An 18,929-nucleotide genomic window follows, 5' to 3' on the forward strand; every position below is an offset into this window, starting at 1 on the left:
GAATCTGCAGATCACCCGCCGGCAGCGCACCCGTGTGCACGACATCCTGGTTCGGCGGCACGTCGAGCCAGCGCAGATCGACTTCCCGATCCGAATTGGCGCGCGGGTGCCGGAGTACGTCACGTCGTACGAACTGCCCGACGAGATCTAACACTACGCTCCCGGTTACGAGCGGTATCGCGACTTCGTCGCGAACGACGAGATCGTGATCGTGGATCCGGATACGATGGAAGTCGTAGCGCTAATGGAGGAGTAGCATACGCGCGTTGGGCTCGACACACCGAAAGCAGCCAGGTGCCGGCTGCTTTCGTGCATCCGCTGTGTGCTAGCCGGCCCAGCCCAGGCGCCATGCGCACAATGCAGTCGGAGGCCGCCGGTAGTGGTATCGCGCGAGAATCTGGTGCTCAGGTTAGGATTCCAGCGCCGAGACGGCGCCAGCTGAGGCGGTGACAATAATGCCCGCCGGCTCACAAGGTCGGCAGGTTTTTCTTTGTCAAAATCAACCGCCGAGGGCGAGCATAATCGGCCAGGTTCGCGTGAGGAGCCAGAGCAGCAAGGCAAAGCCGGCCAAGATGCCCATGAAGATCAAAACCGTGTGCGGATCTCTCAACATCAACCTGACCGCCGCGCCACCAATTCCCGCGGGGTTTGGGCGACGCCGAAACATCACACGGCAGGCTGACAACTGCCTTACGCGGGTTCCGTCTCAGCCAATTCGGTGTTGTGGGCCCTGGTGAGCTGCATTCACCTGTGTGTCGCTACCTTACAGGTAGACTCCAGTGCGCCACCGCGATCCTTCTCATGCGGCCGATGCAGTGCTGAGGTGTTGGGCGTCTGGCCCAGCTACAATTACCGGAGCTCGCTCTTTAAAACGAACTTACAATTGCTGGGCGTTCAATGTGGTCTAAGTGTCAAGGACAAACTTGTCGCGCGATGCGGGCAAGAAATACGGTGTCGAACTCTCGGACGTTTCGATCGCTTGGCCGCTGGCTCGTCTGACTCGCCAAGCATATGCCAGATGCTGTGGCTCGGTACTCGACCAGCCTTGCTCTTGCGAGATGCGTCAGCGCTTTCCGGGATCCTTCGCATGCATCGGGGAGGATTGTCGCGCTCCGGGACCTTGATGCACACGGACTGCCTTCGCCGTCAGTGGCTCGCCACATTCTGAGCAGATCATGACTGGATCGAACATTTTGTGGCAGTTCTTGTGTTCGTGCAGCAACGGACGCCCACGCGAGTCGACCATATGGACGTTGCCCCAGTGCACGATCGACATGATGATCGGATATAGGTCGAGACCCCTCTGCGTCAGGATGTACTCGTAGCGCTTCGGCGCTTCTTGATAGGGCGATTTGCGGAGCACTCCGAAGCGGACGAGCTTCTTAAGCCGGTCGGCAAGCAGGTGTCTGGTCACGCCCAGTGATGACTGGAATTCGTCAAATCTGCGGACCCGAAGAAAGCATTGGCGCAGGATAAGCAGGCTCCAGCGGTCGCCGATGACCGCGACAGTGCGCGCCAGCGAGCACGGCTCCTCTTCGAGGGCATCCCATTTCATCAGCGACTCCAACGAATCTACGGCTTCCGAAAATAAATTCTAAAACAGAACTCACTAAGTTTCAATAGGATGCCGCATTTCCGGCGGCGGAGGTGCGATTACATGATGATTATCATATTGACAGTGCTAAAATAGAACTTTAGGACTCGCCGCACGATCAATCGGGCGAGCGGCAATCGCCGCCATTAAAGGGAAGGGCGTTCCATGGCAGCTCCGCTCAAGGTCGAGTTTCATTTCGATTTCGGGAGCCCTAACGCCTACCTGGCCGAGCTCGCGCTGCCCGCGATCGAGCGGCGAACGGGAGTCAAGTTCGATTACGTGCCGGTGCTGCTTGGCGGCGTGTACAAGGCCACCGGGAACATGTCGCCGGCGGAGTCGCTGCGGGGGATCAAGAACAAGCCGGAATACAACGCGCTCGAGACCGAGCGTTTCCTGCGCCGCCACAACATCACTAAATTCAGGATGAACCCGTTCTTCCCCGTGAATACGCTTGCGCTCATGCGCGGCGCCGTGGCGGCCGAATTCGAGGGGGTGTTCGAGCCCTATTTCCGCGCGGCGTATCATCACATGTGGGTCGAGCCCAAGAAGATGGACGACACGCAGGTGTTTCGCGATGCGTTCCTGTCATCCGGGCTGGATATCGATCGCATCGTGGCGCGCGCGCAGCAGGACGACGTCAAGAAAAAGCTGATCGAGAATACCAGCAACGCCGTGGCCCGCGGCAGCTTCGGTTCTCCAACGTTCTTCGTCGGCAACGAAATCTATTTTGGCAAGGACAGCCTGCGCGACGTCGAGGACGAAATCCTCGCGCAATCAGCCGCGCAACAGCAAAAGAGCGCCTGACGGTGCGTAGGCGTGAGAAAGAACTGAGCCCGCAAAGGGCCTGTCAACGACAAGTGTCATTGGCGAACTGGCATCAGACTGCGGCAATACGCAAGCTGGCGGAGTCGCTCGGAAATTGAGGCCGGGCGAGATCGCTTCAACTTCGAAAGGCAGGAGAAGTCACATGCAGAAGAGAAACAGGACGGTTGCGGTGATCGGCGCCGGTGACTTCATTGGCGGCGATATCGCCAAGAAATTCGCCGCTGAAGGCTTCGCGGTATTTGCAGGCCGCCGCAACGGCGACAAGCTCGCGCCGCTCGTCAAGGACATTGAAGCTGCCGACGGCGAGATTCACGCCCGCTCGCTCGACGCGCGCAAGGAGGATGAGATCATCTCCTTCCTGAACGATGCGGACAAGCACGCGCCGCTTGAGGTCTGCATCTTCAACATCGGTGCGAATGTGAATTTTCCCATCCTCGAGACCACCGAACGGGTGTTCCGGAAGGTCTGGGAGATGGCCTGCTATTCCGGCTTCCTCGCCGGGCGAGAGGCGGCGCGGCTCATGCTTGCGCGCGGCGGTGGCAATATCTTCTTCACCGGTGCGACCGCGAGCCTGCGCGGCGGCTCCGGCTATGCAGCCTTCGCCAGCGCAAAGTTCGGCCTGCGCGCGGTGGCGCAGGCGATGGCCCGTGAACTCGGGCCGAAGAACATCCATGTCGCCCATCTCATCATCGACTCTGGCGTCGATACCGAATGGGTGCGGCAGCGCCGGCTCGAAGCGCTCGGGCCCAATGCGCTGGATAATCCGGACCTATTGATGCCGCCCGCATCGGTGGCGACGTCCTATTGGCAGCTCTACCAGCAGCCCAAGAGCGCCTGGACGTTCGAGCTCGAGATCCGACCGTTCGGCGAGAAGTGGTAAGAGGGGCGTCCAATGGAGCTCGCGCTATCCCCGGAAGACGCGGCGTTTCGCGACGAAGTCCGCGCTTTCATCAAGGATAACTATCCTGCCGAAATGCGGGTTCCTAATCCGGAGACCGATCTCTCCAAGGAGCAGATGCTGCTGTGGCATCGCATCCTCCACAAGAAGGGCTGGATCGCGCCACTCTGGCCCAAGGAATATGGCGGGCCCGGCTGGTCCATCCCCCGCCGCTTCATCTTCGAACAGGAGACCACCCGTGCCGGCACGATGCCGCCTTTGGCATTCAGCGTCACCATGGTCGGCCCGGTGATCTACACCTTTGGCAACGAGGCCCAGAAGAAAAAATTTCTGCCGCGCATCCTCTCGGGCGAGGACTGGTGGTGCCAGGGCTATTCCGAACCCGGCTCTGGCTCGGACCTCGCTACCGTCCGCACCAAGGCCGTGCGCGACGGCGACCACTACATCGTCAACGGTCACAAGACCTGGACCACGCTGGCCCAGCACGCCGACTGGATCTTCTGCCTGGTGCGGACCGATCCGGCCGCAAAGCCGCAATCCGGCATTTCGTTCCTGCTGATCGACATGAAGTCGCCTGGCGTCACCGTGCGTCCAATCATCACCATCGATGGCTCGCACGAGGTCAACGACGTCTTCCTCGAGAACGTCCGCGTCCCCGTCGAAAACCTGATCGGCGAAGAGAACAAGGGCTGGACCTACGCCAAATTCCTGCTCGGGAACGAGCGGACCAGCATGGCCGGGATCGGCCGTTCGACGCGCTACATCGAGAAGCTGAAGAAGATCGTCCAGGCTGAAATCCCGCAAGACGATCCGGCGCACCTCGAATTCATCAGAGAAATTGCCCGCGTTGAGCTCGACGTGTTGGCACTGGAAGCAACGGAGCTTCGTGTCGTCGCGCAAATGGCGCGCGGAATCGATCCGGGACCGGCGGCTTCGCTGTTCAAGATCCGCGGCACCGAGATCTTCCAGGACATCACTGAGCTGACTCATCGCGCGATCGGCAATTACGGGCTGGCCATCCGCGAGCATCCGGTCAGCGCCAACCGCTTCATGCCGGGGCCCGACTACGGCCACACCGCCTCGGAGAAATATCTGAACGCGCGCAAGCTCTCGATCTACGGCGGGTCGAACGAGATCCAGCGCAACATCATCGCCAAAGCGGTGCTCGGACTCTGACGGCTAAGCCAGGAGGGGATCGGATGGATATCCAGTTCACGGAAGAGCAGGAATTACTGCGATCCAGCGTCCAGCGCCTGCTGCGCGATCGCTATAATTTCGACGCGCGGCGCAAGATCGTCGCCAGCGAGGAGGGCTGGAGTCGCGAGCAATGGCAGGAATTTGCCGAGCTCGGTCTGCTCGCTGCGCCGTTCTCTGAGAGCGTCGGTGGCCTTGGCGGCGGCGAGCTGTCGACCATGATCATCATGCACGAGTTCGGCCGCCATCTCGTGGTCGAACCGTTCGTCGAGACAATCGTGCTCGTCGGCGGCTTGATTGAGCGGCTGGGATCGGAGGCGCAGAAGCAGGCGCTGATCCCTGATATCGTCGACGGGACGAGCATCTGGGCGTTGGCCACGACCGAGAAGGGATCGCGCTTCGATCCGGCTGATGTCACCACTGCGGCTCGCCGCGAGGGGCAGGACTACGTCCTCAGCGGCGAGAAAGCTACGGTGATCGGCGCGCCCTGGGCGGACCGCCTACTCGTCTCCGCCCGAACCTCAGGACATCGCCATGACCGCAGCGGCGTCAGCCTGTTCGTGGTCGACCGTCACGCGGCCAATCTGCATCTCCAGAGCTTCAGGACCATCGACGGCCGCCGGGCCTCCGAGATCAGCCTGAACAATGTCCGCGGCGAGCTGCTTGGCAGGGAGGGAGAGGGCGTTGCTGCGCTGGAGGCATGCCGCGACCGCGCCATCGGTGCGCTCTGCGCCGAGATGGTCGGAGCGATCGGCGAGCTGAACGATGCAACGCTGGACTATTCCAAGACGCGCAAGCAGTTCGGCGTGACCATCGGCGCGTTCCAGGTGCTGCAGCACCGGATGGTCGACATGTTTATTGCGCATCAGGAGGCGCTGTCCCTGATGCAGCATCTCAATCTCAGCCTCGACGCAGGCGAGGCGGCCATCTCGCGGCTCGCCTCAGGCGCCAAGTCAAAGATCGGCTATGCCGGCAAGTTCGTCGCCGATCAGGCCGTGCAGATCCACGGCGGCATGGGCATGACCGACGAGCTCAATGTCGGCCACTACTTCAAGCGGATTTCCGCGATCAACATCCAGTTCGGCGATCCCGCCTACCACGTGCTGCGCTACGCGCAGCTCGGCGCGGCGGCCTGATCCAGAGAGGCAAACATGACACCTGATGCAGTGATCGTGTCCACCGCCCGTACCGGCGTGGGCAAGGCCTATCGTGGCGCGCTCAACAACACCGACGGGCCGACGCTGGCGGGTCACGTGATGGCCGAGGCCGTGAAGCGCGCCGGCATCGCGCCGGGCGAGGTCGAGGACGTGGTGATGGGCTGCGCCATGCAGCAGGGCACCATGGTGATGAATGTTGCGCGCAAGGGCGCGATCCGCGCCGGTCTTCCAGTGACGGTTGCCGGCACGACGATCGATCGCCAGTGCGCCTCGGGCCTGCAGGCGATCGCGGTGGCCGCGCGCTCGGTGATGCTCGACGGCGTCGAGATCGCGATCGGCGGCGGCATCGAATCGATCAGCCTCGTCCAGAACGACCACATGAACAGGTTCCACGCTGTCGATGAAGAGCTGATGGCGATGAAGCCGGAGATGTACATGTCGATGCTGGAGACAGCCGAAATCGTCGCCGAGCGCTACAAGATCGGCCGGGACAAGCAGGACGAGTACAGTCTCGAATGCCAGCGCCGCGTCGGCGCCGCGCTGCAAGGGGGCCGCTTCAACGACGAGATCATCCCGATCTCGACCAAGATGGCCCTGCTCGACAAGGACACCAAGCAGGTCTCCTACCAGCAGGTGACCCTGGCAAAGGACGAAGGCCCCCGGCCTGATACCACGGCGGAAGGTCTGGCCAAGATCAAGCCGGTGTTCGAAGGCAAGACCATCAGTGCCGGCAACGCCAGCCAGCTGTCCGATGGCGCCTCGGCCTGCGTGATCATGAGCGACAAGATCGCCGCGCAGAAGGGGCTGAAACCGCTCGGCATCTTCCGCGGCTTTGTCGCCGCCGGCGTCGAACCCGACGAGATGGGCGTTGGCCCGGTCGCCGCGATCCCGCGGCTGCTTAAGCGCCACAATCTTGGGATCGACGACATCGATCTCTGGGAGCTCAACGAGGCCTATGCGGTGCAGGTGATCTATTGCCGCGACAAGCTCGGCATCGATCCGAACAAGCTAAACGTCAACGGCGGCTCGATCGCGATCGGCCATCCCTACGGCATGACCGGCGCGCGGCTCACCGGCCACCTCCTGCTCGAGGGACGGCGGCGCAAGGCGAAATACGGCGTGGTGACCATGTGCATCGGTGGCGGAATGGGAGCGGCCGGCTTGTTTGAAATGATCCACTGATCGGAAAAGCAGGAGATCTTCGTGAAGACAGCGATCACTGAACTGTTCGGCATCCAGCATCCGATCATCCAGGGCGGCATGCACTATGTCGGCTTTGCCGAGCTCGCGGCCGCGGTATCGAATGCCGGCGGCCTCGGCATCATCACCGGCCTGACCCAGCGGACGCCGGAATTGCTCGCGAAGGAAATAGCGCGCTGCCGCGACATGACCGACAAGCCGTTCGGCGTGAACCTGACGTTCCTGCCGACATTGTCGGATCCGCCTTATTCAGAATATATCGCCGCGATCCGCGAGGGCGGCATCAAGGCGGTCGAGACCGCGGGCCGCAGCCCGGAGGCCTATATGCCGGCACTAAAGGCGGCCGGTATCAAGGTGATCCACAAATGCACCTCGGTGCGGCATTCGCTCAAAGCGGAGAAGATCGGTTGCGATGCCGTCAGCGTGGACGGATTCGAGTGCGGCGGTCATCCCGGCGAAGACGACATCCCGAACATGATCCTGCTGCCGCGGGCGGCGGATGAGCTGAAGATCCCGTTCGTTGCCTCTGGCGGCATGGCGGATGGACGCAGCCTCGTCGGCGTGCTTGCGATGGGAGCGTCCGGCATGAACATGGGTACGCGTTTCGTCGCCACCAAGGAAGCCCCGGTCCATGACAATGTGAAGCAGGCGCTGGTCAAGGCAACCGAGCTCGACACCGTTCTTGTGATGCGCGCATTGCGCAACACTGAGCGCGTGCTCAGGAACAAGGGCGTCGACGAGTTGCTCGAGATCGAGCGCGAGAAGGGCGCAAGCTTGAAAATCGACGACATCCTCGATCAGGTGGCCGGCGTTTACCCGAAAGTCATGGTCGACGGCAAGATGGATGCGGGGGCGTGGAGCTGCGGCATGGTGGTTGGGCTGATCCACGACATCCCGACGGTCAAGGAGCTGATCGATCGCATCATGGCGGAAGCGGAAGCGATCATTCGCCAGCGTCTGGTTGGATTCCTCGATGGCACCGAGCCTCTAAAGGCGATGAAAGTCGCATGACTTGGGCCGGCTCGTCCGGCCACACGCACCTGCCTACCAGAGAAGCAAAGCGCCGGGCTCGAACCGGCGCAAAGGGAGAGAGACATGGGTATCAGATTGGGCTTCGCGGCCGCATGTGTGGCCGCATCGCTGCTCGCGTCATCGGCTCTGGCCGCCGATGAGCCCGGAGTCACCAGTACGGAAATCAAGATCGGCGGGATATTCCCGTTCAGCGGTCCGGCGTCGTCGATCGGGCTCGTTGGCAAGGGAGTGGTCGCCTACGTGCGGTCGATCAACGATCGCGGCGGCATCAACGGCCGCAAGATCAACTACATCGCAATGGACGACGCCTACAGTCCTCCGAAAGCGATCGAGCACGCCCGCAAGCTGGTCGAAAGCGACGAGGTATCGTTCATCTTCGGACAACTCGGTACGCCCGGCAATTCGGCGACGGCGAAATATCTCAGGGGCAAAGGCATTCCTTCGATCGCGATGTTCAGTGGCTCCAGCAAATTCACCGAGATCGGCGATTACCCGCTGACCACCACCGGTCTCGTCAGCTACCAGACCGAGGGAAGAATATACGCCAAGTTTCTCGACAAGGCGTTACCCGGCGCGAAATATGCGATTCTTTTCCAGAACGACGACCTGGGCAAGGATTACGTCAACGCCTTCAAATCGTTTCTGAAGGCAGAATTCGACAAGCGTGTCGTGACCGCGGCTTACGAGGTAACCGAGCCGACCGTGGACTCGCAGGTCGTCAATCTGAAGAGTTCGGGCGCCGAAGCGCTGTTCGTTGCCGGGACGCCGAAGTTTGCCGCGCAGGCGATCCGCAAGGTTGCCGAGATCGGCTGGAAGGCCAAGGTCATCGTCAACTTTCCGTCGAGTTCGATCGGCGGCACGTTGAAACCGGCGGGTCTGGAAAATTCGACCGGTGTCATCGTCGGTACCATCAACAAGGACCCAACAGACTCGAGGTGGAGTGGCGACGAAGGCATTGAGGCCTACAAGGCGTTCTTTAACAAGTATCTGCCGGGCGCGGACTTCGAGAACTCCAGTTATCTCTCTGGCTACATGCAGGGGGTGATTCTTGAAAGGATACTTCTGCAGTGTGGCAACGATCTCTCCCGCAAAAATATCGTCAAGCAGGCCAAATCGCTCAGCCATGTCGTACTTCCGACAGCCTTCCCGGGAATCGAAGCCAACACTAGCGAAACTAACAACATGATCTGGAGTCAAATGCAGTTGCAGCGCTGGACCGGGAGCAACTGGGAACCGCTCGGCGGGGTTTTGGACGCAAGCTCCGAGTGATGCCTGCGAGGGCTGAGAGCACTTGAAGCACGTTCGATTCCCCATTGCGCGATGACGGCCAACAATGGAGAACCAGCATGACTATAGTCGGATTTCATCAATATCCGCCGATGGATCAGGTGATCTTCGGAAAGCCTGCCGGTCAGGCCTTGCGCGAGGAAGCCGAGAAGCGCGATGCCAAGCGCGTATTCCTGATCGTCAGCAAAACGCTGAACACGCACACTGACGAGATCGAGAAGATCCGCACCGCGCTAGGCGGCCGATATGCCGGTAACTTTGATGGCGTTCCGCAGCATACGACCCGCGCGTCGGCTGTTGCAGCGACGGCGGCTGCCGCAGCGGCGAAAGCGGATTTGATCGTCGCCGTGGGAGGCGGATCCGTGGTCGATGCGGCCAAGATCGTCCTGATGTGCCTTGAACACAATATCACGGACGAGTCCGGCCTCGATGGATTTGAACTGGTCTCGACGCCGGAGGGGCCGCGGCCCGGTCCATTTCGCGCTCCGAAGGTCAGAATGATCGCGATCCCCAGCACGCTCTCGGGCGGAGAGTACAACTCCGGAACGCTGGTGACGGACTCACGCAGGAGGCTGAAGCAGATATTCAGCCACCCATTGATGATGCCGCTGTCGATCATCCTGGATCCCCAGATCACGCGGCACACTCCGCAGACGCTGTGGCTTGGATCCGGCACGCGCGCGATGGACCACGGGATCGAAGCCATCTGTTCGCCGAGAGGCAATCCTCTGGTGGAAAGTGTGTGCCTGCGCGGTCTGCGGTACCTGTACGACGGGCTGCTGGCCACGAAGGAAAATCCGGACGATCTGGAAGCCCGGCAATACTGCCAGCTTGGCTCCTGGATGTCCGCCTTCGGCTTGCAATGCCGCGTTCCGATGGGAGCAAGCCATGCGATCGGACATGTGCTGGGCGGTACCTGCGATGTTCCGCATTACCTTTGCACAGCGGTTATGATGCCGAGCGTTCTGAAGTACAATCAGCCGGTGACGGACGAGGCGCAAAAGCGAATAGCCGAGGCTTGGCGAGCACCTGACGCCACGGCCAGCGATACCTTCGCCCAATTCATAAACCGATTGGAATTACCCGGCCATCTTTCGGAGGTCGGCGTGACACAGGACAAGTTCGAACTGATCGGTCGTAACGCGATGCTATCGGTGTTTACCCGAGCGAACCCGAGGACCATCAAGGGGCCGGAAGATATCGTCGACATTCTCAGGCTTGCTGCATAGAGGCGGTGCGGCCCGAGCGGGCTGGACCTTCTGGATTCAACGCGAAACATCGATCGTCGGATAGGAGCAACGGCCGCATGACCCTTCATCAATCGGTCCTCTCGGAAGGGCCCCAATTCGCGTCACGGGAAATCCGGGTCGAGAAACGTTCCGACGGGGCACTCGTCCTGCGGTCCCCGATCGCGTTCGAGACCCCGCAATGGTCGATCCTGGATTTCATTCCGGAATGGGCGCAGAAGGCGCCACAACGCGTATTTCTTGCCCAGCGTGGCGGCGACGGCGAGTGGCAGAAGCTCTCTTACGCCGAACTATGGCAACGCGTGCAGTCGGTCGGGCAGGCCATGATCGATCGGGGGGCCAAGCGCGGCGACAGATTGGCCATCCTCTCCGGCAATTCGATCGAGCATGCGGTCATGATGTTCGCGGCGATGTCTGTAGGGATCATCGCCGCTCCGATATCGCCGAACTATTCGTCGATGCCGGGTGGGTTGGCTCGCCTGCAGGATATTGCGATGCTGCTTCAGCCGTCCTTCGTCTTTGTGCAGAACAGTGAGGCCTATTCGGGCGCACGCAAGATCCTGGAGCTTTCGTCCGCGACATGGATCGCAGTGGATCAAGGGTCCGAGGTCGTCTCACTACAGTCACTCTATCTGACGCGGCCCGGGGCAGAATTCGAGCGGGCCTTTCGTTCGATTGACAAGGAGGCGGCCGCAAAGATTCTGTTCACATCGGGTTCGACGGGGCTGCCGAAGGGCGTGATCAACACGCACAGGATGATGGCAAGTGCATTGCTGATGGGAACGTTGCTGGTATCGCCTCGCGAGGCACCGGTGCAGGTCGAATGGCTTCCCTGGCATCACACGATGGGAGGCAACGTCATCCTGCATGGAATTTTGAAGCATGGTGGTACACTCTATATCGACGAGGGACGTCCGGTCCCGCAATTGTTTCACAAAACGATTGCCAATCTGAAAGACGTATCGCCGACCGCAATGTTCAACGTGCCTGCGGGATATACGCTGTTGTGCGAAGCCCTGGAAACCGATCATGATTTGCGGACAAATTTTTTCCGACAACTCGACCGGATGACTTACGCAGGCGCAGCGATATCGCGGAGTACGCTCGACAAACTTTACCAGTTGGCGAACGCCGCGAAAGGCAGGCCCATTCCGGTGATGTCGGGTTACGGTACCACCGAAACGGCTCCCACGATTGCTACCACGCATTGGGCAACCGACACGTCGGGCGAGTTGGGACTTCCGGCTCCTGGGGTGGAGTTGAAACTCATCCCCGCCGGGGACACTTACGAAGCCCGCGTGCGCGGCCCGAATGTGACGCCGGGCTATCTTGGCCGGCCGGATCTGACGTCGGCGGCCTTTGACGAAGAAGGTTTCTATCGGGTCGGCGATACCGTGTCGTTCATCGATCCTGCCGACCCGAGCCGTGGCCTGCGCTTCACCGGCCGGGTTTCCGAAAATTTCAAGCTCGCGAACGGGACATGGGTAGCAGTCGGCAATCTGCGGGCAGCGGCGCTGGCGGCTACCCACGGTGCCTTGCAGGATGTCGTCATCGCCGGCGAAAATCGCCACTCTTGCGCTTTGCTGGGTTGGTTGAACCCGGTCATGGCCAGGAAGCACGCCACCAATGCCGATGGCGACCTTAACTGCGACCCCGGTGTGATCGCGTTTCTCCAGCAGTGCTTGCGGCTTTACAATGCCAGTGTCGGAAGCAGCGAGCGCGTATGCGCGCTCACGCTTCTTGCAGAGCCGCCCTCGCTGGCGGCGGGCGAGATCACCGACAAGGCATACATCAACCAACGCGCTGTCCTGATTAATCGGGCGGCGCAGATGGAGCTGATCTATTCGTCCGAGCCGTGCGGTCAGGTGATCGTCATCTAAAGAGATTGCTCGGCACAGTCCATGCACGGTCGATGGCCTCGACGTGGGAGATCGCGATTTCGTGGAATAAAACGGGATTGGCAGAGATGGCAGAAAGTCGGGTCGAAATCGACACGGGAACCAGCGAATTGTTGTGCGAAATCCGCGATCGCGTCGCGCTTATTACGCTCAACCGTCCCGAGGCACGCAACGCGCTTTCTGACCATCTCACGCCGGCATTGCGGCGGATGATCAAACAATGCGGCGACGATGCGGGAGTCGGCGCGCTGCTGATCACGGGCGCGGGCACGGCTTTTTGCGCGGGCGGCGATGTCAAAGGCATGGGTGGCAATTCCAGCAAGGCCGAAACGCCGTTCGAAGAGCGCGTCGCCGATCTGCGCACCAAGCAGCGCACCTTGACCGGCGCGCTGGTGGCGGTGAGGAAGCCGACGATCGCAGCACTCCCGGGACCAGCCGCTGGCGCCGGGATGGCGCTTGCGCTTGCCTGCGATATCCGCGTTGCCGCGGAATCCGCGATCATGTCCACGGGATACGCCCGGATCGGGTTGACCGGGGATTACGGCATCGCCTGGATGCTGACCCGGCTGGTCGGAACATCGCGGGCACGGGAGCTGCTGTTCCTGTCGGAACGGATTGACGCGCGTCGTTGCGAGACGCTGGGTCTCGTCAACCGGGTGGTGCCCGATTCCGAATTGCGCGAGACAGCGTTTGCGCTCGCGACGTCGCTGGCGCAAGGGCCGTCGATCGCGCTGGCCCACATCAAGGACAACCTTGATCACGCCTTGCGGGCGGATTTTCTGGATTCAATGGATCAAGAAGCCGCGAATATGGTCCGGTCGTCGCGGACGGCCGACCACAAGGAGGCGGTGCGCGCCTTCATCGAGAAGCGCAAACCGGTATTTGCTGGGCGGTAGGTTTCGTCATGTTATGCCGACCCAGTTGCTGGCGATTCGAGTCGGAAGGACCGGTTGTGCAGGGAAGCGCGTGCAAATCGCCATTATTTTATGATTATATGCTGTCAAAGCATGACTCGACCCCCACTGCCTTCGGGCCTGGCGGAGTTGGGATCTTCGAATCGAAAAGCATCATGCGCGGAGTGGCGCGCCTGAGCGCGGCCACGTACCAAGACACCAACCATTTCGACCGGCTCATCACGCATGAGCACTTTCGTCCTGATCTTGCATCCTATGTCGAGAAGCTGCTGTCCAGAGCCGCGGCGTGAAGGCCGCCGGCCGCAACAGGGAGGTCTGACCGCATGACCGCGCCAGTTTGCCTGATCTCGGGTGTCGGCCCCGGTACGGGCTCGGCTCTTGCCAGGAAGTTCGCGCAAGGTGGCTATCGCGTGGCGCTGCTCGCGCGCAATGAGGAGCGCCTTGCGGCGCTCGAAGCGCAATTGCCGGGCGCGAAGGGTTTTCGCTGCGACGTTTCGGACCTAGCACAGGTAGATGCGGTGGCATCGGCTGTGGAGCGCGATCTCGGCCATCCCACGGTCGTCATCCACAACGCTGTCGGCGGTGCGTTCGGCACCTTTCGGGAGATCGATCCGGCGATTCTCAACCGCAATTTTCAGGTCAACACGATGGGGCTGTTTTATCTGGCTCGGCGATTGACCCCCGCGATGATCGCGGCCGGTGCGGGCGCCATCGTTACCACCGGCAATACCTCGGCGTTGCGCGGCAAGGCCGGCTTTGCCGGTTTCGCGCCGACCAAGGCGGCGCAGCGGATCCTGGCAGAGTCCATGGCCCGGGATCCGGGACCGCAGGGAATCCACGTCGCCTATGTCGTGATCGATGCAGTGATCGACCTTGAGTGGACGCGAAAGCGGTGGCCTGAGCGGCCGGATGATTTCTTCATCAAGCCGCAGGCGATCGCGAGCGAGATCTGGCACGTAGCCCACCAGGACCGCAGCGCCTGGTCGTTCAATGTTGAACTCCGACCGTTCGGGGAAAGCTGGTAGTCGAGGAGTGTCGCCGGTTGCTGCAGTCTGTGAGACGCCTCGTGAGGTCGGATGTCCGATGCAACATATCTGCAACGCGGAGCGGCTACCCGCGCCGATCTTGTCGAAGCCATCGGGACTTTCCTCGATGGGGTCGCTAGATACGAGGTGATGCCGCCGTCTTCGAGCCTGACCCGGTTCCAGAAGTCTCGGCCTTCGACCGGGTCAGCGAAGCGGATGAGTACTCTTAGCCGATTGGAAATGATGCGCCAAAAAGGGGACTTCGGTTGAACACTATCGAAGTAAATCTTGGCAAAAGGTCATCAGTACCGCCGATCCCGTCGACGGCGATGCTGATAATTGTGTCCTTCATGAATTGAGGGACCCGAATGAAAGAGAAGAAGAGCGGATCATCGCCGGACGTTGTTCGCGTTGTTCTAGGTGAAGCGCTGCCCGCAACCGCTCTTGCACTATTGTGAGGTCGGGGCGATGAGCCAGACGAGATTGCAGCGCGTTTCCGGATCAGCTTGGCAGACGTCGAAGACGCCATTCGACTGCACGGTCACAATTATCCGAAGCGCCCGAAGCGCCGGCGTCGCCGTATATCTGACGGAAACATCCACTGGTGCACACATCATCTCCCTCTACGGGGGGAGGACCGCAGAGCCATCATCGAGCTCTTGAATGGCCGCAATCCGCTGCAGCAGCCGACCGTAATTTTCGACCGCCGGCCGCTTGGCCGCACCATCCCAGCGGCAGGGCCTACCAAGGCCCTGGCCCCGCCGTTGTCCATGGTCGGCGAGCCTGCATGCTCCTACGTAACGTTCTGCCCCGCCTCCATGCTCGGCTCGGTCGTCCGCGTCATCGCGATGATCTGGCGCTCCTTTCGCTCTGCACGGTGGAATCGGGGCCTGCTCGGGTGTTTCCCACAGTTAACCGATGGCCCTGAGGTCGACGCCTAGGCACCCCAGAGGCGAATTCAACCATATCGGCAACGCACCCCACGAGCCGGTTCTTCCTTGCGCTCAGGATCGTGCTTTACGCCGACGAGAAGGCCCCTCCTGAGCTCTCTGCAGCCCGCGATCAAGGTGGCCTTCATCGAATTTGCGAAGGCTCTCGAGGGGCGCCCCGCGGTCGCGGCATGAAGAAGGCCATGGCTTCGACGGTCGACGAACACAGGAGTACCACTCCACGGCCGGGGCCCCTCGAGCTATCGTGAAATAGCCTTGCGCTTGGCCCGGATCAAAGTCGACAAGTGCAGCCCGTTCCTATTGTCTCAATGCCCGATTAGGGAACGTCTCCCATTCGCGCTCGAACAATTGGAGCTCCGTTGCCTCTATCGATAAGGGTCGGGGAGGACGAGAACGCCAGGTAGGAACGAGCAGATATTCCGCCCGTTGAGCCGGAGCCCGATCGCCGGTCGGTATTCCGAGCACTCGTTTCCTTTCGCGCCCTTGACGCAGTTATCTTTCAAGATAACCGATTTGGAGCAGAGCAATGGAAAAGCCCACCCAGGAACAGCTGGATGAACTCAAAAGGTTAAGCTCTAAGGCGGGCGTGGTCGACGAATCTAAGCTCGCTGACACTAAAGAAGACGCAGAAACGCTTATCGACAGTCTAAAAGAGAAGGCGCAAGTCAGTTGAATTGCTTGCTGTCGCGTTTGTATCAGTGACGGGTGACCGCCGAGCGATGAGTATTCTTGCTCAATTGCATCAAGCTGAGGAGGAATTGGTGGGGCGTGCGGTCATTTTGACCGACGGCAAGGCCGGTTCAATCGGACACTTGTTTCTCGATGATATTCATGGACTACGCATATCCATAGTTGGACATGATGGTCAGTGGCCGATCTCAATGATCAAGAAAATCGAGCAATGATCGTCCGCCAATGATCGGCCGCCAATGGTCGGCCATGAGTGTCGCGGGTGTATCTGATCCAAGCGCGGCCCGCAGCTTCATTGTCGAACGAATTATTTCCGGTCAGTCCGACAGGGCTTCACCGGCCTCTCTGAGTTCTTTCAGACGTTGCTGCTCAAGTTGGCGCTCGGCTTCGTACCAAAACTCATCCATTTTGCCATTGGGCTCGCCCGCTTGCTTCCAGATGAGGAAGGCACGTTCTCTGACATCGTTGTCGTCGAGGTGTTTCACACCCTGAGCTCAATCAAACTGTTTATGGGCCAAGTTATGGGCCAGGCGTAAGGCCCGCAGACGCTCACGATTCGCTTTCACCGCTTCCTGAGCAGCCGCGTGATCAACCATGACCTGCTCCGCCTGAGCGTGACGTTCGGCTTCCCTCTCCTCGCGCTGGTCTCTCGTTCTTACGATGCGACGGTTCGGAAATTGCTCGTTTCTCATGTCGTTGGCCCCTTAACCCGACCTCAGCTCTGCAGGGGGGCCAGAGCCGAGGTCGCCAATGCCGTGGGCCTGAACGACCCGGCAAAGCTCAATGTTGGTCCGGCGCCAATCGTTCCTAGGTCGAGCTTACGCAATGCTTCTCTCTCATGGTGAGTTAAAGAGCGGGGGTTCTGTTCGTGGGCGTACCAGCCTTTTTGCGGCGGGCTGCAACTGTTTCGCTGGTGGCACCTGCTGGTGGTTCGCTGGTTCAATTCCATTAGGAACACACCTCTCCCGGTTCCGTTGGTGGGCAGATCGACGGGAAGAATGCGTTCTGTTTCGCAGTGCTCCGAGCAGCGGCCGGCGCGCGGTAGCGAACGTTGAGGAGTCCAAATGGCGAGATCGCCCGGGATCAGTCCCAAGTCGTTGCTGCACCCCGGCTTCACCTGCGCGCGAGCGACCCTATTGATTGCCGCGTTGGTGACCGACCTCATGTATTGGGAAACCTCGAACTGGCAGTGGGCCAACTTGTCGGCTTGGCTGATTACTGCTGGCCTGATTCTGGCTCTCGTCGCCACAATTACCCTGATCGTCGATTTTATCGCAGGCCGAGCGAGACGGATCGACTGGATCGCCTTCGCGCTCGTCGCGCTGGCCGCACTTCTCTCGCTCTTGAACGTATTCATTCACAGCCGTGACGCCTGGACCTCAGTCGTACCTCAGGGCGTCTCGATCTCGGGGATTGTAACCATTCTGCTGCTGATGGCCGCCTTTAACGGATGGAAGGTGAGCACGGCTCGCACCACCGAGATCGGAGAGAGAACGTGACCCATGTGCTTCGTGCCTTGCCAGCCATTTGCACTCTGCTCGCGCTGACCGCCTGCGGCGACCAGGGCGGTGATCCCGTGCGGCAATACGGGGCAGACCCTTACCTCCCGGAGCCCCAGAACTATCTATTGCCACCCATGAGCGTCCCGAAGGAGGTTGGCTGGAAGCCAGGAGAGACCCCGACGACCATTGATGCGTTGAAAGTGCAGGCGATGGCGACGGGGCTGATGCATCCTCGTATCGTCTATCCCTTGCCGAACGGCGATATCCTGGTCGTGGAGGGTAACAGTCCCGGCACCATACCCTTCCGGCCCAAGGACTTCATCCAAGGCAAGGTAAAAGCGCGAGCCGGCACAGCCGGTAAGGGCGGCAACCGCATCACCCTGCTTCGCGATGCCAATGGAGATGGAAAGCCGGAAGAACAGACTATTCTGGTCGACCACCTTCACTCGCCCTATGGCGTGGCTTATGTGGACGGCACGCTCTACGTGGCCAACACGGACGCGATCATCGCTTTCAAGTACACGCTCGGGCAGACCAAGATCACTGAGCCCGGTACGAAGCTTGCGGACCTTCCAGCCGGACCGATTGACCACCACTGGACGAAAGCGATCGTCGCCAGCCCGGATGGGTCCAAGCTCTATGTCGGCGTCGGGTCCAACAGCAACATCACTGAAAACGGCCTTGACGCCGAAGAGGGGCGGGCAGCGATCTATGAGGTGGATCGCTCGTCGGGTGCAAAACGCATTTTCGCGTCGGGCACACGGAATCCGACCAATCTCGCCGTCGATCCCGACACCGGACGGTTGTTCGCGGTCGTGAACGAGCGGGACGAGATCGGCCCGGACCTGGTCCCCGATTATCTCACCATGGTGCAGGAGGGCGCCTTCTATGGCTGGCCTTACAGCTATTGGGGCCAACACGTTGACGTACGTGTCCATCCGCAAAGGCCGGACCTTGTGGCCAAGGCGATCAAGCCCGACTACGGCCTAAGCTCGCACGTGGCCGCGCTTGGTCTCGCGTTCAGCAAAGGCGAGAAACTGTCAGCCAAATTCGGTGACGGCATCTTTGTCGGCGAGTACGGCAGTTGGGATCGTAGCCCTGTCAACGGCTATCAGGTGATTTTCGTGCCGCTGGTAAACGGTCGGCCGGAGGGAAAACCTGTCCCGGTCGTCACTGGATTTCTTGGCAACGACAGCGACACGGTGAGGGGCCGGCCCGTCGGCGTCGCACTTGACCGTACCGGCGCGCTGCTGGTCGCCGACGATACAGGCAACGCGGTCTGGCGCGTCAGTGCGAACACGACGGAGCACTAAATTAGCACGCGCGGGCAATACTCGCCGCTTATCAAATCCTGAGATCAGACGCGAGGGTCTCTATGAGAGTTCGAGTTGGCCTGGCCGCGCTATTCCTCAGCGCATTGGGCCCCCTGGTCTATGCACAAAGCAGCGGTGGCTCCGGCAGCGGTGCTGGTTCGGCAGCAGGGGCTGGCTCCAGCAGCACGGCTGCTGGGTCAATG

General features: G+C 60.7%; 18 protein-coding genes. 15 read left to right on the forward strand and 3 right to left on the reverse strand.

The window, feature by feature from the left end; translation table 11 throughout:
- Positions 1-1,063 precede the first annotated feature (1,063 nt).
- Positions 1,064-1,555 (reverse strand): winged helix-turn-helix transcriptional regulator, encoded by a 492-nt coding sequence (locus tag ACVW16_RS01070; RefSeq protein ID WP_456739280.1) that lies wholly within the window; start codon positions 1,553-1,555, stop codon positions 1,064-1,066.
- A gap of 204 nt (positions 1,556-1,759) precedes the next feature.
- On the opposite strand from ACVW16_RS01070, the gene ACVW16_RS01075 reads away from it, so the two are divergent.
- The 13 genes from ACVW16_RS01075 to ACVW16_RS01135 all read left to right on the forward strand — a co-directional run bounded on the left by ACVW16_RS01075 (position 1,760) and on the right by ACVW16_RS01135 (position 16,126).
- Entirely contained in the window at positions 1,760-2,398 is a 639-nt protein-coding gene (locus ACVW16_RS01075; RefSeq protein ID WP_456739279.1) for a DsbA family protein, read from the forward strand.
- A 163-nt stretch (positions 2,399-2,561) separates the two neighbouring features.
- On the forward strand, positions 2,562-3,299 hold the full coding sequence (locus tag ACVW16_RS01080; RefSeq protein ID WP_456739278.1) for an SDR family oxidoreductase: 738 nt from the start codon (positions 2,562-2,564) through the stop codon (positions 3,297-3,299).
- Between the two features lie 12 nt (positions 3,300-3,311).
- Entirely contained in the window at positions 3,312-4,493 is a 1,182-nt protein-coding gene (locus ACVW16_RS01085) for an acyl-CoA dehydrogenase family protein (RefSeq protein ID WP_456739277.1), read from the forward strand.
- A 23-nt stretch (positions 4,494-4,516) separates the two neighbouring features.
- The gene (locus ACVW16_RS01090; RefSeq protein WP_456739276.1) at positions 4,517-5,647 is read left to right on the forward strand and encodes an acyl-CoA dehydrogenase family protein; all 1,131 of its coding nucleotides are present in this window, start codon (positions 4,517-4,519) and stop codon (positions 5,645-5,647) included.
- 15 nt (positions 5,648-5,662) lie between these two features.
- Complete coding sequence (locus ACVW16_RS01095; RefSeq protein ID WP_456739275.1) at positions 5,663-6,850, forward strand: acetyl-CoA C-acyltransferase; 1,188 nt, start codon at positions 5,663-5,665, stop codon at positions 6,848-6,850.
- 21 nt (positions 6,851-6,871) lie between these two features.
- Entirely contained in the window at positions 6,872-7,879 is a 1,008-nt protein-coding gene (locus ACVW16_RS01100; protein ID WP_456739274.1) for an NAD(P)H-dependent flavin oxidoreductase, read from the forward strand.
- 84 nt (positions 7,880-7,963) lie between these two features.
- Positions 7,964-9,169, forward strand: a complete 1,206-nt coding sequence (locus tag ACVW16_RS01105) for an ABC transporter substrate-binding protein (RefSeq protein WP_456802195.1) — start codon at positions 7,964-7,966, stop codon at positions 9,167-9,169.
- A 77-nt stretch (positions 9,170-9,246) separates the two neighbouring features.
- The gene (locus tag ACVW16_RS01110) at positions 9,247-10,416 is read left to right on the forward strand and encodes an iron-containing alcohol dehydrogenase (RefSeq protein ID WP_456739272.1); all 1,170 of its coding nucleotides are present in this window, start codon (positions 9,247-9,249) and stop codon (positions 10,414-10,416) included.
- Between the two features lie 77 nt (positions 10,417-10,493).
- Complete coding sequence (locus ACVW16_RS01115) at positions 10,494-12,314, forward strand: AMP-binding protein (RefSeq protein WP_456739271.1); 1,821 nt, start codon at positions 10,494-10,496, stop codon at positions 12,312-12,314.
- Positions 12,315-12,400: 86 nt separating this feature from the next.
- Positions 12,401-13,228 (forward strand): enoyl-CoA hydratase-related protein, encoded by an 828-nt coding sequence (locus ACVW16_RS01120; protein WP_456739336.1) that lies wholly within the window; start codon positions 12,401-12,403, stop codon positions 13,226-13,228.
- Between the two features lie 341 nt (positions 13,229-13,569).
- Positions 13,570-14,271 (forward strand): SDR family NAD(P)-dependent oxidoreductase, encoded by a 702-nt coding sequence (locus tag ACVW16_RS01125; protein ID WP_456739270.1) that lies wholly within the window; start codon positions 13,570-13,572, stop codon positions 14,269-14,271.
- 1,476 nt (positions 14,272-15,747) lie between these two features.
- On the forward strand, positions 15,748-15,894 hold the full coding sequence (locus ACVW16_RS01130) for a hypothetical protein (RefSeq protein WP_456739269.1): 147 nt from the start codon (positions 15,748-15,750) through the stop codon (positions 15,892-15,894).
- A gap of 46 nt (positions 15,895-15,940) precedes the next feature.
- Complete coding sequence (locus ACVW16_RS01135; protein ID WP_456739268.1) at positions 15,941-16,126, forward strand: PRC-barrel domain containing protein; 186 nt, start codon at positions 15,941-15,943, stop codon at positions 16,124-16,126.
- A gap of 102 nt (positions 16,127-16,228) precedes the next feature.
- Here the strand turns inward: ACVW16_RS01135 and ACVW16_RS01140 are convergent, their stop codons facing one another.
- Entirely contained in the window at positions 16,229-16,396 is a 168-nt protein-coding gene (locus ACVW16_RS01140) for a DUF2934 domain-containing protein (RefSeq protein ID WP_456739267.1), read from the reverse strand.
- Between the two features lie 9 nt (positions 16,397-16,405).
- Positions 16,406-16,603, reverse strand: a complete 198-nt coding sequence (locus ACVW16_RS01145) for a hypothetical protein (RefSeq protein ID WP_456739266.1) — start codon at positions 16,601-16,603, stop codon at positions 16,406-16,408.
- A gap of 372 nt (positions 16,604-16,975) precedes the next feature.
- Here ACVW16_RS01145 and ACVW16_RS01150 point away from each other — a divergent pair, with 372 nt between their 5' ends.
- Positions 16,976-17,410, forward strand: coding sequence for a DUF2231 domain-containing protein (locus ACVW16_RS01150; RefSeq protein ID WP_456739265.1), 435 nt, complete (start codon positions 16,976-16,978; stop codon positions 17,408-17,410).
- The gene (locus tag ACVW16_RS01155) at positions 17,362-18,726 is read left to right on the forward strand and encodes a PQQ-dependent sugar dehydrogenase (protein WP_456802196.1); all 1,365 of its coding nucleotides are present in this window, start codon (positions 17,362-17,364) and stop codon (positions 18,724-18,726) included. Before ACVW16_RS01150 ends, ACVW16_RS01155 begins: the two co-directional genes overlap by 49 nt.
- Positions 18,727-18,929 lie beyond the last annotated feature (203 nt).

This window comes from Bradyrhizobium sp. USDA 4474, assembly GCF_054057515.1.

Coding starts and splice junctions, on each gene's coding strand:
- ACVW16_RS01075 (WP_456739279.1), top strand. CDS start 1,760: ATGGCAGCTCCGCTCAAGGTCGAGTTTCATTTCGATTTCGGGAGCCCT.
- ACVW16_RS01120 (WP_456739336.1), top strand. CDS start 12,401: ATGGCAGAAAGTCGGGTCGAAATCGACACGGGAACCAGCGAATTGTTG.
- ACVW16_RS01130 (WP_456739269.1), top strand. CDS start 15,748: ATGGAAAAGCCCACCCAGGAACAGCTGGATGAACTCAAAAGGTTAAGC.
- ACVW16_RS01090 (WP_456739276.1), top strand. CDS start 4,517: ATGGATATCCAGTTCACGGAAGAGCAGGAATTACTGCGATCCAGCGTC.
- ACVW16_RS01095 (WP_456739275.1), top strand. CDS start 5,663: ATGACACCTGATGCAGTGATCGTGTCCACCGCCCGTACCGGCGTGGGC.
- ACVW16_RS01115 (WP_456739271.1), top strand. CDS start 10,494: ATGACCCTTCATCAATCGGTCCTCTCGGAAGGGCCCCAATTCGCGTCA.
- ACVW16_RS01150 (WP_456739265.1), top strand. CDS start 16,976: ATGGCGAGATCGCCCGGGATCAGTCCCAAGTCGTTGCTGCACCCCGGC.
- ACVW16_RS01110 (WP_456739272.1), top strand. CDS start 9,247: ATGACTATAGTCGGATTTCATCAATATCCGCCGATGGATCAGGTGATC.
- ACVW16_RS01105 (WP_456802195.1), top strand. CDS start 7,964: ATGGGTATCAGATTGGGCTTCGCGGCCGCATGTGTGGCCGCATCGCTG.
- ACVW16_RS01135 (WP_456739268.1), top strand. CDS start 15,941: ATGAGTATTCTTGCTCAATTGCATCAAGCTGAGGAGGAATTGGTGGGG.
- ACVW16_RS01070 (WP_456739280.1), bottom strand. CDS start 1,555: ATGAAATGGGATGCCCTCGAAGAGGAGCCGTGCTCGCTGGCGCGCACT.
- ACVW16_RS01125 (WP_456739270.1), top strand. CDS start 13,570: ATGACCGCGCCAGTTTGCCTGATCTCGGGTGTCGGCCCCGGTACGGGC.
- ACVW16_RS01145 (WP_456739266.1), bottom strand. CDS start 16,603: ATGAGAAACGAGCAATTTCCGAACCGTCGCATCGTAAGAACGAGAGAC.
- ACVW16_RS01080 (WP_456739278.1), top strand. CDS start 2,562: ATGCAGAAGAGAAACAGGACGGTTGCGGTGATCGGCGCCGGTGACTTC.
- ACVW16_RS01155 (WP_456802196.1), top strand. CDS start 17,362: ATGGAAGGTGAGCACGGCTCGCACCACCGAGATCGGAGAGAGAACGTG.
- ACVW16_RS01085 (WP_456739277.1), top strand. CDS start 3,312: ATGGAGCTCGCGCTATCCCCGGAAGACGCGGCGTTTCGCGACGAAGTC.